This window comes from Francisella salimarina (assembly GCF_007923265.1).
GTDB lineage: Bacteria > Pseudomonadota > Gammaproteobacteria > Francisellales > Francisellaceae > Francisella > Francisella salimarina.
In genome coordinates this window covers 572713-586698 of the sequence record NZ_VOJA01000003.1, presented here as the reverse complement: position 1 = coordinate 586698, position 13986 = coordinate 572713, and the positions used below count along the sequence as shown (strand labels likewise).

Genomic DNA, 13986 nt, shown 5'->3' with positions numbered 1-13986 from the left:
AAGTATTAGCTTTGTTTACATTCCCCAACCATGACTTACCAAAATCTTCTGACCTGTTAGAGCATTAGTCTTAAATCCAGCTAAGAATATAGCTGTATCAGCAATATCTTGAACAGTTGTAAATTCACCATCAACAGTACCACCAAGCATAACATTTTTGACCACTTCTTCTTCACTGATGTTTAGCTCTTTTGCCTGTTCTGGTATTTGTTTTTCTACTAATGGAGTTAGCACAAACCCAGGGCCAATTAGGTTTGAAGATATATTATGCTCAGCACCTTCTTTAGCAAGAGCTCTGACAAAGCCAACTTGAGCATGCTTTGCTGCTACATACGCAGCTTTATTTTTTGATGCAAGAACTGAGTGAACAGAACCTACAACTATAATTCTACCACCAGTTTTTAGTTCAATCATATGCCTCATAGCTGCTTGAGTTACAAGTAATGTACCAGTCATATGAATATCAAATAATTTTTTCCAAGCTGATACACTAAAATCTACTATAGGTGATATTATTTGAATACCTGCGTTATTAATCACAGTATCAATACGACCAAATTTTTTAACAGTTTGATCTACACCTGATTTTACTTGGTCTTCATTTGTTACATCCATTTGTACAGCCATAGTTTCTACATCATATTTTGATGATAAATTTATAGCTACTTCTTGCGACTTTTCTAAATCCAAATCTGCAATTACAACTTTAGCTCCTTGTTTTGCAAATTCTGTCGCCATACCTAGTCCAAGACCTGATGCAGCTCCGGTAATTAAAGTCACTTTATTTTTAACTGACATAATAAAAATCTCCTAACAAAAATATTTTAATTACATAATGTTATTATATATCACTAATCATCAGATATATGACATATAAATAAAAAATAATAGATTAATAGTAGTAATCATATATATAATTTATATTATTTTAGATCAACGATGCTTTATGTCAAAATATATATGTCTTAAAAAGAACAGTATTATCTTAGGCATTACTGCCTCTTTGGTAATAGGTTTTTTTACAGTTTTACAAGTTGTCTTAGACCTACAAAATATTTACGGCTTATTTGCAGCATTAGGATGTTTTGTAGTAGCACTTCATCAAGTTTCAATACGCAATCATAGTATTAAATTTAGGCTATATGCAGGAGTATTATTTATATTTTGTATGAGTATAGCAATATCTTTAGGTAGTTATTATTCACATGATTTAATTACAAGTTCACTTATACTATTAGGATTTTCTTTTTTGATTGGCTATACTGCAAAATCAGATTTGGTTTTTGCTAATGGCATTCTCTTTATTGCTGATATGTATGTCATAGGAACTGGATTTAATGCTAATGTTAAAGATTCAATACTCATAGGATTATTTACACTAATAGGAGCATTAGTATTTATAATAGTTTTGGTATTTATTCTAAAAAAAATAAGTATAAAAGATACTTTTGATGATAATTATAGAAGTATAAGAATACTGCCTGATATAGATTCTACTATTTATGCGGTTAGTTTATCACTTGGTTTAATTATAGGTAACTTTATATCGATTTACTTTGACATTGAAATAGGATACTGGGTACCTATGACAGTTTTATTAATATTTAAACCGGATGTAATTAGATCATCTACAGCTATTAAACATCGTTTGATAGGTACTATAATAGGATCATTATTTGCTATACCTTTAGCTATATATCTATCAAATGCTTATACCATTTGGATGATTTTGTTTATAACAACATTTTTTACTATATGTTGTATTATTAAGCATTATGGAAGCTATGTATTCTTTCTGACAATATTTATTGCGATGCTCTTAAAATTAGCACATTTATCCGGGTATGAGATAAGCTTATCTAGATTAATTTATACTGTCATAGGTATAGTCATAGTAGCTACAATAATAATACTATCAAAAAATATAAGAACAATTTTAAAAAGAATCTAGGAAAGTACTACTTAAGATAATCAAAAACTACTTCACCAAAACCTAATGTAACATCAGCGATAAAGTGAGAGCCTTTGACAATTTCTAAAACTGGTAAATGATGAAGAGCCGCTTGAACATGGTTAAATACTTGTAAATCTACAGGCCCAGTCCATGCACCTTTTACAGTTACATCTTTAACATGGTATTTAACAAGTTCACAAATACTTACATCTCTACCATTAACATGAGGTATGGTTTTAAGTAAGAAGTTAGGGGTTTCTTCTAGCGATTTTTTGATAGCATCTTTATTAAGCTCTTGATATTTATATCCCATTGTTCCAAAAGCCACATCAACACTATTATATTTTACTGTCCCTAATAATGTATCAGAATCTACTGTAAGGGTAGGGTGAGCATATTTTTTTGGAAAGCCCCATATTTCACGACCAGCTGCAATTGATGGTAAATTATCTAATAGCATGATGTGAGAATATAAGCCTTTCTTACCCTCAAATTCAACTTCGATAAGTTGTCCAGCTTCATTAAAACTACCAAAACCATTAGCATCATGCATTTTCATGAATTCAAATTTTACAAGACCAGTTGGCTTAAGAGGCTCTGGTACATATTTTTTTAGGATTTCTATATCAGCCATATAGTCGATTATGAAATATTCTCTATTAGTGAATTTATAAGCTATTCTATTTGCTGTAGGTGATACTAGCGGCATCGAAAAAACATTTTTTTTAACATCTTCTATTTTCATTTAGATCTCCAGAATTGTTTTTGTTCCAGTTAATATTATAAGCTTTAATATTTTTTTTAGTAATAGTAATAACTCAAAGATGTTTGATTAAAAAGTATATTTACCATTTTTTGAATTAAAAATACTCTATAAAAATATCTATTTAATAGTATAAACTTGAATTATGTATTATATTTGTTAAAAGTAAGCTTTTGATTATCTTATAATTTTATTAAGTGGTAATTTAAGGCAACGGGTTCATACTTAGAAATTTTTTGAGGCAAATTTTATGAAAAAAAACTATTTAATAGTATCTGTGGTGATGATTGGCTTTTTTGCTGTATCATTTGTGACTAATATTTTAGGACCTATAATCCCAGATGCAACTAACGATCTGCATTTGACACTTTCGCAAGCTGGGGTATTACCTTTTGCATTTTTTATAGCATATATTATTTCTATTCCTGCAGGTTATGCGCTAGAGAAATATGGATCTAAAAAGATGATCTTATTTGCTTTTTTATTGGGCTCTCTGGGTTCAATTTTATTCTGTCTAAAAGTTAGCTATCTTACTTATATCGTAAGTTTATTTACTGTTGGGACAGCGGCTACTATTTTACAGGTAGCATTTTGGCCTTTATTAAGAGTTGCTGGTGGAGAGGAGAATTACTCATTTTTCTCTGTATTACAGCAAGTATTTTTTGGTGGGGCATCATTTGTTAGTCCATTTGTACTTTCTTATTTAGTTATGAATCTTCCATATTCTGGAGATAGTAATTATTTTTTACTATTTTTTAATAAGCTAACAGGGACAAACTTTAGTTGGGTTGCTATTTATTGGTTCAATGCAATTGTAATGTTTTTGCTAGTAATATTTATTGCTTTAATTAAGTTTCCAAAAGTTCAGTTGAAGGAAGATGAGAAATTAGAAGGTTTTGCTACTGTATTACATCTTCTAAAAAATAAAGTCGTAATAATATATTTTTTAGCGATCTTTGCTTATGTTGGTCAAGAACAAGGAATTAGTGTCTGGATTTCTAAATTCTTGAGTGACTATCATGGCTTTAATACCGAAACTGTAGGCAATACTACTGTAGCATTATTCTGGATCATGCAATGTGTTGGCGGTATTTTAGGTATAGTTTTATTGAAACTATATAATGTCAAAAATATTTTGAAAGTATTTCTAATCTTACAACTAATATCATTGTCTCTAGCATTATTTGGAACGGCTACTATGGCTTTGATATTTTTCCCTGTTTGTGGTTTCTTAACATCGATAATGTACGGAGGGGTTTTCTCATTAGGAATGAATTCTCTAAAATCACATCATGGAACAGTATCAGGAATATTCTGTACGGGGATAATTGGTGGTGCTATAGTGCCATTAGTGGTTGGTAATATTGGAGATATCTTAGGCTTAAGAATAGGAATGTGTTTTGTATATCTAACTATAATATATATTTTATATGTAGCCATAACAGCTAAGCCATTAATTGACAATAAAACTATAAAGCTAACAGAATTATTTAAAAAATAAGTTGAAGTGATATGAGTAAAGAAATTCAAATTAAGAATAGAACTGTGGTTGGTGTTGATATCGGTGGCACTAAAGTCAATGCTGGTAGGGTATGTGGAGAAAATTTATTAGACTCTTACTTGAGCAAAATTCCGCCAGATGCAGAACATAATGCTCAATCTGTTATTGATGTTGTCATAGATACTATAGCAAAAGTTATCACTTCTGAAGTAGAGGGCATAGGCGTTGGTATTCCTAGTGTTGCAGATCGAGAAAAGGGAATTGTATACGATGTGCAAAATATCAAATCATGGCAAGAGATTCATCTAAAAGAAATACTAGAGGCAAAGTTTAAAGTACCAGTTTTTATAGATAATGATGCTAATTGTTTTGCTATAGGTCAAAGACTATATGGCAAGGGCAAAGAGCATGAAAATTTTGTTGGTATTACAATAGGCACGGGTATTGGTGGCGGTATTATCAATAAAGGCTCTTTACTAAAAGACTCTAATTGCGGAGCAGGAGAGTTTGGCATGTTGCCATATTTAGATGGAATCTTGGAGGATTATTGTAGTGGCCAATTCTTTATAAAAAAGATAGGTATTGAAGGTGTTGAGATCCTTAAACGAGCAAGAAATAATGATAGCGATGCTATAGACATCTATAAGCAATTTGGTAAACATCTTGGAGTAGCAATAAAGTCTATAATGTATACTTTAGATCCAGAGGTGATAATAATTGCAGGATCAATAATGTCAGCTAGAGAGTATTTTGAAAAAGCAATGTGGGATGAGATTAAAACATTTGCCTTTACTCAGTCAGCTAAAAAAATTAAAATAGAATGGTCAGAAACGGAAGGTGACTTCCAAGTTTTTGGTGCTGCAGCTGTTTATTTGGATAGAAGTAGCAATTTATGATTTTGTTAAAAGAGCAAGGTTAAATGAACAAAACTCAACAGCAAATATTAACCTTTTTAGATGATAAAAAATATGTAAGTGGTGAAGATATTGCCCAAAAGTTATGTATATCAAGAGCAGCAATTTCAAAAAATATCAAAGCACTTAAGGATAACTATCAAATAATAGTATCTTCTAACTCCAGGGTTGGATATCGACTCCAAGAAAAATTAGATCTAATCAAAGTTGATGAATTAATCAAAGTTTTTAAAGATATAAACTATTTTTATTCTATAGACTCCACTTCAAAATATGCAATAGAAAATCAAGCTAAGTATAGTGAGAATGCAATTTTCATCTCAGAATTCCAAACAGATGGATTTGGGCGATTTAAACGTAAATGGATTTCACCATTTGGCAAAAATATCTACTGTACTATGCTTGAAATAGTTGAGTTAGACATATCGAAACTTAATGGATTATCCCTAGTTGTTGGAATCAGTATTGCAAGAGTTCTAAAAAATATTAATTTAGATGCTAAATTAAAATGGCCTAATGATATCTATGTAGATGATAAAAAGATAGCTGGTATTATTATAAATGTTAGTGCCGAAATTAATGGTAGAGCGAAGCTATTTATAGGTTTTGGTATAAATGTTAATATGCAATATAATGAAGAAATTTCTAAAGATTGGACATCAATAAAGTTACAATCTCAACGCCATGCTAATCGAACTAACCTAACTATACAAATTATCAAGGCTATTAAAGAAGATTTAGCAGTTTTTATTAATAAAGGTTTTACATATTTTAAAAATGAATTTGAATCACTTAATTATCTAAGAGATAAAGAGTTTTCATTGGCTTTAGTTGATAAAACTTATAATAACTGTAACTATGTTGGCCTAGCAAATAATGGCGAAATTCTTATTAAGAGTAGTGAAGGGAATTATTCATTTTCTTCTGGCGATATTAGTATCTTGGATAAATCTATAAAATCTAAATAATCAGCATTTTGAGAAATTTTTGCACTACACTTATATCCTGATAGCTCTTCCATAGTATTTATTTGTTCATCAATGTATTTGATATTTGAGTTATTACAATTAGCAATCCAACCAGCTAATTTAATATTATGACGATTTAACTCATTTATAGTTAGTAAGGTATGGTTTATGCAACCAACTTTTATAGCGGATACTAGTAGTACTGGTATTTGCAGAGCCTTTATTAGATCAAACTGGGTAGCATGATTTGAGTATGGAGTTAATAATCCACCAGCTCCTTCGATAAAAAGAATATCTAAATCTCGACGAGTATACTTATCTTCAATAAATTGTTTGAGATTTTCAATTGAAATATCTACTTTTGATTTTGCTGCTACTATGTGTGGAGCTACAGCTTCACTGAATGAAATTAGGTTTACTTCATCTGCTGTAAATTTGTTCTTATAAGCATTTAGAATATTCTCTACATCTTCACACAGATCTGAAAATTGACTTTGTCCAGACGCTACAGGTTTCAAACAAAGTGATTTAATATTTTCATACTCACAAGCTTCAATGAGTTTGGTCGAGATATATGTTTTGCCTACTTCAGTATCAGTACCAATTATAAAAAACTTTTTCATAAACTATTCCTTAAAACATATAAATAAACCAATATGATAACTAAGGTTTATACGGTCAGTATTTGTAAGAAACTTTTTGATATTTGAAAAGCTAGGTTTATTATTGCTTCCTGTATAAGTATTAACTCCCGTAGATTTTAGGTGATTTGTTAGTTCTTTAAAGTTATTGAATTTAATATCTAAATATAAATCTTCATGATGTAGACAATTTAAGTCAGATTTTCTGATAAATTCTAAAATGCTAGAACTACTGTGCATTTTATTTATTCTTAGTATGTCTTTTACCTGATGAAAATTGTTATCCAAAACAGTGCTAAAGGCTAAAATTGCACGATTATTTAATTTTTTTGCTAGATTTTTAATTAATGTTTCTATATCTTGACTCCATTGAAATGACATATTTGAAAATATTAAATCATAGCTATTTTTAAGCAGACGTAGATCTGTATCAAAATTAAGTTTTAGTGTGTTTATATTTGTATATTTTGAGTTTTTTGTTAAAGCAATATCGCAAGCATCTATTTGCTTTGCTGAAAATATCCTATTAAGTTCTAATGGCTCTGATAAGTCGCGTACTCCTAAATTTAGAATATTATTAGTATGATTATAGCTGACTAGTCTTGAGTAGTTTAGTGTCTGCTCTAAAAGTAATTGGCGTACTTGATTTTGGATAGTTGAGTTTTTAGAGTAATCTGTAGCTTTTGCAAAGTTACTTTTAACTTGATCATATATGTTCATATTTGACCTCTTTTGAGATAATTTCTAAAGCCTGATGAATTTGGTCAAAGGTATTATTACTATGCAGTGAAAATCTCAATATAGCTTGATCTCTAGGTACTGTAGGATATCTAAAACAAGACACTATTATTTTATTTTCAAAGAGCTTATCCTTTAATCTAATCGCTAGATTAGCATCATTTAGTTGGATACTTCTAATAGGTGATAAATCTTTAGACACTAGTTCAAGATCTTTATCATCACAAAGTTCATTAAAAAAAATGATATTTTGTTGAAGTTTTGCTCGATTATCATTAGCCTTTTCAAGGTTTTTTAGTTGTATCAAAGCAGCTTTTAATATCATTGGTGGTAATGCTGTTGTATAGATATAGTTACGTGCAAATTGTATTAGGTATTCTGCAATTGCTTCTGTAGTACAAACTACAGCACCGACTCCACCAAATGCTTTACCAAGAGGAAAAATACAGATAGGACAATTTTTATAACCTATTTGAAAGCTGTTGATCGCACCACGACCATTTTTACCTAAAACTCCAAAACTATGAGCCTCATCAACTATAAGCTTTTCTGGTGTGATTTTAGCTAATTTATCAAGTTGAGTAATTGAACCTGAGGTACTAAAGACTCCTTCTGTAGTAGTGAAGCTTCTGCCATCATATATATCTTGAAGGTGACCTAATTGTTGATGTTTATATCTTTTTAGTTTAGCTTGTGAAAGTTTGATTCCATCAATAATAGACGCATGTATATACTTATCTGCAAAGATACTATCATGCTTACTAAATAGTGTTGAATAAATTGCAAGATTTGCCATAAACCCTGAACTAAAAAATATAGCTCTAGGATAGTTAGCAAACTTTGCAAACTCATATTCAAATTGCTGTGTCTCATCGGTGTAACCACAGACTATATTAGATCCCTTACTTCCAAAACCATACTTATCAAAGCCAGTTACTATGGCATCTTTGAGATTGTGTGCTGATGATAGATCTAAATAATCGCTAGTTGTAAAATCAATAGTAGAATCATCCTTTACAAAAGGAGTTAACTCTCTTAATAAATTATCCTTTTGATATTGAGTATATTTGTCTTGTAGGTTTAACATAATTCGACATTTGATTCCAAACCAAGCTTAGCTAATAAAAAATTATCAGAATTAACAGTAGCATTATTCTCTGTTAATAGCTTATTACCATAAAATATTGAGTTAATGCCAGCAAGAAAACATAGAGTCTGAGTCTCTAAAGACATATTCTCTCTACCTGCTGATAATCTCAAGCGTGCTTGTGGAAATAGTATTCTTGTAGTTGCTATAAATCTTACTAATTCAAAACTATCAATTTGAGCATCTGTATACTTATCTCCTAAAGGCGTTCCTTTAACAGGTATTAATGTATTGATAGGAATACTTTTTGGAGCAGCGGGTAATTGTAATAGCTCAAGTAATAAATTAAATCTATCATCTAGAGATTCGCCCATACCTAATATACCACCACAACAGACATTTATATCGGCGTTAGCAACGTTTCTTATAGTTTCAATTCTTTCTTCAAATTTGCGTGTGGTAATTATTTCAGGATAAAATTCTCTTGAAGTATCAAGATTATGATTATAATAATCTAATCCTGCTTCTTTTAATTTAGTAGCTTCCTCAGCGTTGATACTTCCTAGAGTTACACATGTTTCTAAGCCAAGATTTTTGACTTCAGTGATGATCTCAGCTACTTGATCAAAGTCTTTTTTGGGAATGTGCTTCCAAGCAGCACCCATACAGAATCTTTTGGATCCAGCATCTTTCGCATTTTTCGCTTCTGCCAATATACTATCTTTATCTAATAGTTTATGCTTTTCGATACTAGTATTGTAATGGCCACTTTGAGGACAATATTTACAGTCTTCTGGGCAAGTACCAGTTTTGATACTTTTTAGTGAGCATAACTCAATATCATTACCAAAGTTTTTGTTGTGAATTTCTAAGGCTTGTAAAATTAATTCTGTTAATGGTCTTGAGTAAATTTCTTTGATTTGTTCTAATGTCATTTTTTATAAAAAATTGTTTTAAAGTTGTAAAGTATTTTATATCTTGTGTACAATTTATGTCAACTTAATATTCTATAAAAGGTTTACAATATGTATAGTTCAAATATATGGCATCCATGTACGCAAATGAAAGACTTTGAAAAATCACCTCCTATGAATGTTTATAGAACTGAAGGGAGATATATCTACACTAAAGATAATAGAAAGCTTTTTGATGCTACATCAAGTTGGTGGTGTAAGTCTCTTGGACATAGACACCCATACATAATAGATAAGCTTAAGACACAACTGGATAAATATGAGCATACAATATTTGCAAATACTACAAATGATGAAATAGATAGGTTTAGTCAAAGAATTTGTAATTTGACAGGTATGGATAAAACTTTATACGCAAGTGATGGATCTTGTGCTGTAGAGATAGCTCTAAAAATGACGACACACCTTAGAAGCTTTCAAAATCAAACTAAAAAAACTAAGTTTATTTGTCTTGAAAACTCATATCATGGTGAGACATTGGCAACTATGAGTGTTAGTGATTGTGGTTTATACTCTGATCCGTATAAGCCATTATTATTTGATAGTTTTAAACTGAAAAATATTCCGTATGTTAGTGGCAAAAGTGATCCACTCTGGTCAGATGCTGAAGGGTATTGGAATAAATCGCAGGAATATCTTGAGCAACACAAAGAATTTATTAATGCCTTAATAGTAGAGCCAATTTGTCAAGGTGCAGGAGGTATGTTGATTTATAGCAAAGATTACTTAAATAGACTTTGCAGTTGGTGTAAGGAAAATGATGTTTATATTATTTTTGATGAGATAATGACCGGAGTAGGGCGACTGGGTAAATTTTTTGCTTATGAATATCTTGATATTAAGCCTGATTTTTTGTGTGTATCAAAAGGATTAACCTCTGGAATTATACCTTTTAGTATTGTTTTGACAAAAAATCAGTATTATGAGATGTTTTATGATGATCAGTTAACTAAAGCCTTTTTACATTCACATACTCATAGTGGTAATGTTTTAGGAGCTGTAGTAGCAAATGCAGTATTGGATATATTTGAAGAAGAACATATACTTAACAATGTTAAAGATCTTGAAAAACAATTTTGTGAATCATTTTTAGAACTACAAGAACAATTACCGATTATAAAAAATATCAGAGGTATTGGAGCTGTTATAGCGACAGATTTAAATATTGATAAAAAAAGAGCTGGCTTAGATGTCTATCGAGAAGCTATAAAATTAGGCGTATTATTAAGACCACTAGGAAATACTATCTACTGGCTACCACCACTAAATAGTACACAACAAGAAATTGAGTTGTTAAAGAACGCAACAATACAATCTATATTAAATACATTTATTTAAACTACTTTTTACGATTATTGAAATACTCTCGATCGGCAATATATATAGTTTTGGTTGCTTCAGCATAAATATTATTATCAGTATCTTCATAGCAGACAGGTAAACTAATTACAGATTTATTTTTGGTTATAACATCTTGCTTTATTTTATTGATAATCTCTTGTGATAGTAGAAATCTTGCATAAACATGATGTGTAATTGGTCTAAGATAATCTATATTAGCTGATAAATCCCAAACCACATAATCATCACCAAGAATATTACATAACTGTAATGGATAAATTGGATCTAATGATGAGTATATAGCTCCACCAAAACCAGTACCATGATAGTTTTTGGTATTATCTGTCAAATTAAACCTTAGATGTACTTCCAAAAAGTCATTTGATACAAAAACTATCTCACCACCAGTTGCAACAAAAGCAGGTAAGTCATTAAATTTTCTAATAAGTTCTTCTGATTTCTCGCCAGATTTTTTATCAGTTTTAAAAATTGGAATCATATATCTAACCAATATCTATCGTTTATTTATAAACTCAATTACTTTATCTAAAGCTATTTTAGGGTTTTCAAATGGAACTACTCCAAGCCCCCCCATAAAACCATGATACATTTCATCATCATAGTGAGTTTCGACATAAGTACCTTGTTGTTTTAGCTTTTCTTCATAAGCATAGATACCATCTATAAGGATATCATGAGTAGCCGCTACAATTAGTGTATCAGGCTGCTTTGTATCTTTATAAAATAGTGGAGAGATTCTTGGTTGTCTAAGCTTTTTAGGCTCTGACATTATATCTTCGTCTATATATGCTTTTAGAAATAGCTCTGACCATTCGGTAGTGAGATGATATTTATACTCATCAAATTTAGTATTGCTGTCATATTTAGTATACATATCAACTGCAGGATAAACCAAGATTTGTGCTTTTGGCATATTTTCTTGACGTTCATGGCATATTATAGTTACAAGATTTCCACCAGCACTATCTCCCATTACAAAAATATTTTTAGTAGATAAATTAAACTTAGAAATATTTTCATAAAGCCAATCATAAGCATATAGCGCATGATTAACAGCAACAGGATATTTATGTTCAGGACCCAGACCGTACTCTAATGAGAAAATATTTAAATTTCCCTGATTACATAAGTATCTACATACATTATCATAAGTATTTATTGATCCTAAACACCAACCACCACCATGAATAAAAAGTACAGCTTTATCAGATGCTTTTTTAGGTTTATAATGCCTTAATATAGTATCATTTTCTAACTTAATATCTTCTTCGATAATATCAGGGCGAGGTAGGCGCTTGATTTGTGCTATTGAAAGATCTGCAAATATCTTACGCTGATCTCTTAAATCTAATTTTTTTATTCTTCTTATTTCAGGAGTATCTAATAGCGACTCTAATGCTGGATGGTATGGCATAATTTTTCCTTACTAAATTTTATGTACTCTTATAATATCAATATTGAGTTTTTCTAACTTTCTTGAAAGTTCTCTTGTAGCACTATCTAAAGTACTGATGTGACTATCTTTAGGAATACCTAATACAGATGGTTTACGTGAATGTCCAACTAATGCTTTTAGATTTAGTTTTTGTTTTATATTAACAATATTTTCTAATAAGTATTTTGCAGTATCTGCTTTTTTACCAAAACCAAAGCCTACATCAAAATATATATTTTGTTGCTCTACACCATGGTTTAGGAGAACTTGTTTTTTGTTCTCAATAAACTCATATACATTATCTATAGCGTTTTCTTTATCTAAATATTGATTTCTATCTGTGATGCCTAAATTATGAGTTATTACATATTTCTTTTTATATTTAGCTATAAGTTGAGCTTTTTTCTCAATATCATTACATTCAACATCATTTATCATCCAGATGATATCATGATGTTTTTCTAAGATTTTACTCATGACTTCAAATCTACGTGTATCAATACTTACAAGAGGTTTATAATTTAAATCATTAAGTTGTGTTTTAAGATATTCAAAGAATTCATCTAATTTATTAAACTCTTCATCTACACTAGTAGCAGTAGCATTAGGCTTGGTCGATTCAGCACCAATATCAATAATTTCAGCACCATTATTTATTAGCTCAATAAAATTTGATTTACGCTTAGTATCATCAAAATCTCCGTCTGAAAAAGACTGATCTGATAAGTTAACTATACCCATGCGCATTGTATTTGATAGTGTTTGATTAAGTTTTTCAATTGGTTCTAGCTCTTTTAGTCTTAGGCTTAGATTCCATTCAACATATTTTGGATGGTGCCAACCTTTGGATAATTCTAGTAATGGAGCTAGAGCAAAGCTACGGTTTATTAATTCTTTGTGAGGAATTGTAAGTTTAGCTGTATCTACTACTAAATCCTCAGCTGATAGTATATCTAAATCAATAAGCCTAGGAGACCAAATTGGAGCATCTAGATCTCTACCAATTTTTTCTTCTATATCTTTTAAAACTATCAACAAATCTTGAGGTTTGAGAGACGTACTAATTTTTACAGCGGTATTTAAAAATGTAATATCCCATTCTTTTGGGGCATTTTCTTTGAGTAATGCTTTACTACTATATAAGCTAGCTTTTCTAATAATTCTTATGTTCTGGTATGATGCTAGAGCATCTAACGCAAGATGAATATTCTCGATAGTGAAACCAATATTTGTTCCAATCCCTATAATATATTGCACATTAATTCCTAATAATAAAAGAAGCAGAGCCTATCTGTGAAACTGGGGGCTTTTTGTTAAGTTTCAAGTATTTGATTGTTATATCTCTATGTTTTTCTCCAATAAACAGATAAATTTGCTTAGCTAAGTACTCTATAAGATTACAGCTAATGTTATCACAAAAGTGTTGAGTGTTATTTCTCAGAGTATAATAGCAAATAGTTTCTTCAAGATTATCAGAATTACTTGCGCTATAGTTTTGGCTAAACTCAAGTTCTAAGTCTAGAGTTATCATTTGCTTGTGAGATCTTTCCTCTTCAGAGCAGCCAAGACTTACATATATTTCCATATTAGATAAAAACAGAGATTGTTTCATTTTGTTAGATAAATTAGAGTAAATTTTGTTATTTAAT

Annotated in this window: 15 protein-coding genes; 5 read left to right on the top strand and 10 right to left on the bottom strand. The window is 30.3% G+C overall.

Translation table 11 applies throughout. The features are described 5' to 3' along the window. Positions 1 to 15: 15 nt before the first annotated feature. Positions 16 to 798 (bottom strand): 3-hydroxybutyrate dehydrogenase, encoded by a 783-nt coding sequence (locus FQ699_RS05240; RefSeq protein WP_146421428.1) that lies wholly within the window; start codon positions 796 to 798, stop codon positions 16 to 18. Between the two features lie 148 nt (positions 799 to 946). Between FQ699_RS05240 and FQ699_RS05235 the strand changes: the two genes are divergently transcribed. Further along, positions 947 to 1951, top strand: a complete 1005-nt coding sequence (locus tag FQ699_RS05235) for an FUSC family protein (protein WP_146421427.1) — start codon at positions 947 to 949, stop codon at positions 1949 to 1951. Positions 1952 to 1958: 7 nt separating this feature from the next. On the opposite strand, the gene FQ699_RS05230 is transcribed toward FQ699_RS05235, so the two are convergent. Continuing rightward, complete coding sequence (locus FQ699_RS05230; RefSeq protein ID WP_146421426.1) at positions 1959 to 2699, bottom strand: acetoacetate decarboxylase; 741 nt, start codon at positions 2697 to 2699, stop codon at positions 1959 to 1961. Positions 2700 to 2967: 268 nt separating this feature from the next. On the opposite strand from FQ699_RS05230, the gene FQ699_RS05225 reads away from it, so the two are divergent. The 3 genes from FQ699_RS05225 to FQ699_RS05215 are packed head-to-tail and all read left to right on the top strand — an operon-like array spanning position 2968 to position 6100. After that, positions 2968 to 4218, top strand: coding sequence for a sugar MFS transporter (locus FQ699_RS05225; protein ID WP_146421425.1), 1251 nt, complete (start codon positions 2968 to 2970; stop codon positions 4216 to 4218). Between the two features lie 11 nt (positions 4219 to 4229). After that, positions 4230 to 5114, top strand: a complete 885-nt coding sequence (locus FQ699_RS05220; protein WP_146421424.1) for an ROK family protein — start codon at positions 4230 to 4232, stop codon at positions 5112 to 5114. Positions 5115 to 5137: 23 nt separating this feature from the next. Beyond that, positions 5138 to 6100 (top strand): biotin--[acetyl-CoA-carboxylase] ligase, encoded by a 963-nt coding sequence (locus FQ699_RS05215; RefSeq protein WP_146421423.1) that lies wholly within the window; start codon positions 5138 to 5140, stop codon positions 6098 to 6100. On the opposite strand, the gene bioD is transcribed toward FQ699_RS05215, so the two are convergent. The 4 genes from bioD to bioB are packed head-to-tail and all read right to left on the bottom strand — an operon-like array spanning position 6043 to position 9501. Next, the gene (gene bioD, locus FQ699_RS05210; RefSeq protein ID WP_146421422.1) at positions 6043 to 6723 is read right to left on the bottom strand and encodes a dethiobiotin synthase; all 681 of its coding nucleotides are present in this window, start codon (positions 6721 to 6723) and stop codon (positions 6043 to 6045) included. The genes FQ699_RS05215 and bioD overlap by 58 nt on opposite strands. 3 nt (positions 6724 to 6726) lie before the next feature. After that, positions 6727 to 7461, bottom strand: coding sequence for a methyltransferase domain-containing protein (locus FQ699_RS05205; RefSeq protein WP_042518439.1), 735 nt, complete (start codon positions 7459 to 7461; stop codon positions 6727 to 6729). Further along, complete coding sequence (locus FQ699_RS05200) at positions 7448 to 8566, bottom strand: aminotransferase class I/II-fold pyridoxal phosphate-dependent enzyme (RefSeq protein WP_146421421.1); 1119 nt, start codon at positions 8564 to 8566, stop codon at positions 7448 to 7450. The genes FQ699_RS05205 and FQ699_RS05200 overlap by 14 nt, the downstream gene beginning before the upstream one ends. Next, positions 8560 to 9501 (bottom strand): biotin synthase BioB, encoded by a 942-nt coding sequence (gene bioB, locus FQ699_RS05195; RefSeq protein WP_146421420.1) that lies wholly within the window; start codon positions 9499 to 9501, stop codon positions 8560 to 8562. The genes FQ699_RS05200 and bioB overlap by 7 nt, the downstream gene beginning before the upstream one ends. A 90-nt stretch (positions 9502 to 9591) precedes the next feature. Here bioB and bioA point away from each other — a divergent pair, with 90 nt between their 5' ends. After that, positions 9592 to 10878: an adenosylmethionine--8-amino-7-oxononanoate transaminase gene (bioA, locus tag FQ699_RS05190; protein WP_146421419.1), complete on the top strand. Its 1287-nt coding sequence runs from the start codon at positions 9592 to 9594 to the stop codon at positions 10876 to 10878. A 1-nt stretch (position 10879) separates the two neighbouring features. Here the strand turns inward: bioA and FQ699_RS05185 are convergent, their stop codons facing one another. Genes FQ699_RS05185 through FQ699_RS05170 form a run of 4 tightly spaced genes read right to left on the bottom strand, consistent with a single transcriptional unit; the run spans position 10880 to position 13949 of the window. Then, complete coding sequence (locus tag FQ699_RS05185) at positions 10880 to 11380, bottom strand: PaaI family thioesterase (RefSeq protein ID WP_146421418.1); 501 nt, start codon at positions 11378 to 11380, stop codon at positions 10880 to 10882. Between the two features lie 15 nt (positions 11381 to 11395). Next, complete coding sequence (gene bioJ / locus FQ699_RS05180) at positions 11396 to 12316, bottom strand: pimeloyl-ACP methyl ester esterase BioJ (RefSeq protein WP_146421417.1); 921 nt, start codon at positions 12314 to 12316, stop codon at positions 11396 to 11398. Between the two features lie 12 nt (positions 12317 to 12328). Next, on the bottom strand, positions 12329 to 13594 hold the full coding sequence (folP, locus tag FQ699_RS05175) for a dihydropteroate synthase (protein WP_146421416.1): 1266 nt from the start codon (positions 13592 to 13594) through the stop codon (positions 12329 to 12331). Between the two features lies 1 nt (position 13595). Continuing rightward, on the bottom strand, positions 13596 to 13949 hold the full coding sequence (locus tag FQ699_RS05170; RefSeq protein WP_146421415.1) for a dihydroneopterin aldolase: 354 nt from the start codon (positions 13947 to 13949) through the stop codon (positions 13596 to 13598). Positions 13950 to 13986 lie beyond the last annotated feature (37 nt).

Bases quoted from the DNA above. Each gene is read 5' to 3' on its own strand.
- FQ699_RS05220 (WP_146421424.1), top strand. From the start codon at position 4,230: ATGAGTAAAGAAATTCAAATTAAGAATAGAACTGTGGTTGGTGTTGAT.
- FQ699_RS05235 (WP_146421427.1), top strand. From the start codon at position 947: ATGTCAAAATATATATGTCTTAAAAAGAACAGTATTATCTTAGGCATT.
- FQ699_RS05185 (WP_146421418.1), bottom strand. From the start codon at position 11,380: ATGATTCCAATTTTTAAAACTGATAAAAAATCTGGCGAGAAATCAGAA.
- bioD (WP_146421422.1), bottom strand. From the start codon at position 6,723: ATGAAAAAGTTTTTTATAATTGGTACTGATACTGAAGTAGGCAAAACA.
- bioB (WP_146421420.1), bottom strand. From the start codon at position 9,501: ATGACATTAGAACAAATCAAAGAAATTTACTCAAGACCATTAACAGAA.
- bioJ (WP_146421417.1), bottom strand. From the start codon at position 12,316: ATGCCATACCATCCAGCATTAGAGTCGCTATTAGATACTCCTGAAATA.
- bioA (WP_146421419.1), top strand. From the start codon at position 9,592: ATGTATAGTTCAAATATATGGCATCCATGTACGCAAATGAAAGACTTT.
- FQ699_RS05200 (WP_146421421.1), bottom strand. From the start codon at position 8,566: ATGTTAAACCTACAAGACAAATATACTCAATATCAAAAGGATAATTTA.
- FQ699_RS05170 (WP_146421415.1), bottom strand. From the start codon at position 13,949: ATGAAACAATCTCTGTTTTTATCTAATATGGAAATATATGTAAGTCTT.
- FQ699_RS05230 (WP_146421426.1), bottom strand. From the start codon at position 2,699: ATGAAAATAGAAGATGTTAAAAAAAATGTTTTTTCGATGCCGCTAGTA.
- FQ699_RS05240 (WP_146421428.1), bottom strand. From the start codon at position 798: ATGTCAGTTAAAAATAAAGTGACTTTAATTACCGGAGCTGCATCAGGT.
- FQ699_RS05215 (WP_146421423.1), top strand. From the start codon at position 5,138: ATGAACAAAACTCAACAGCAAATATTAACCTTTTTAGATGATAAAAAA.
- FQ699_RS05225 (WP_146421425.1), top strand. From the start codon at position 2,968: ATGAAAAAAAACTATTTAATAGTATCTGTGGTGATGATTGGCTTTTTT.
- FQ699_RS05205 (WP_042518439.1), bottom strand. From the start codon at position 7,461: ATGAACATATATGATCAAGTTAAAAGTAACTTTGCAAAAGCTACAGAT.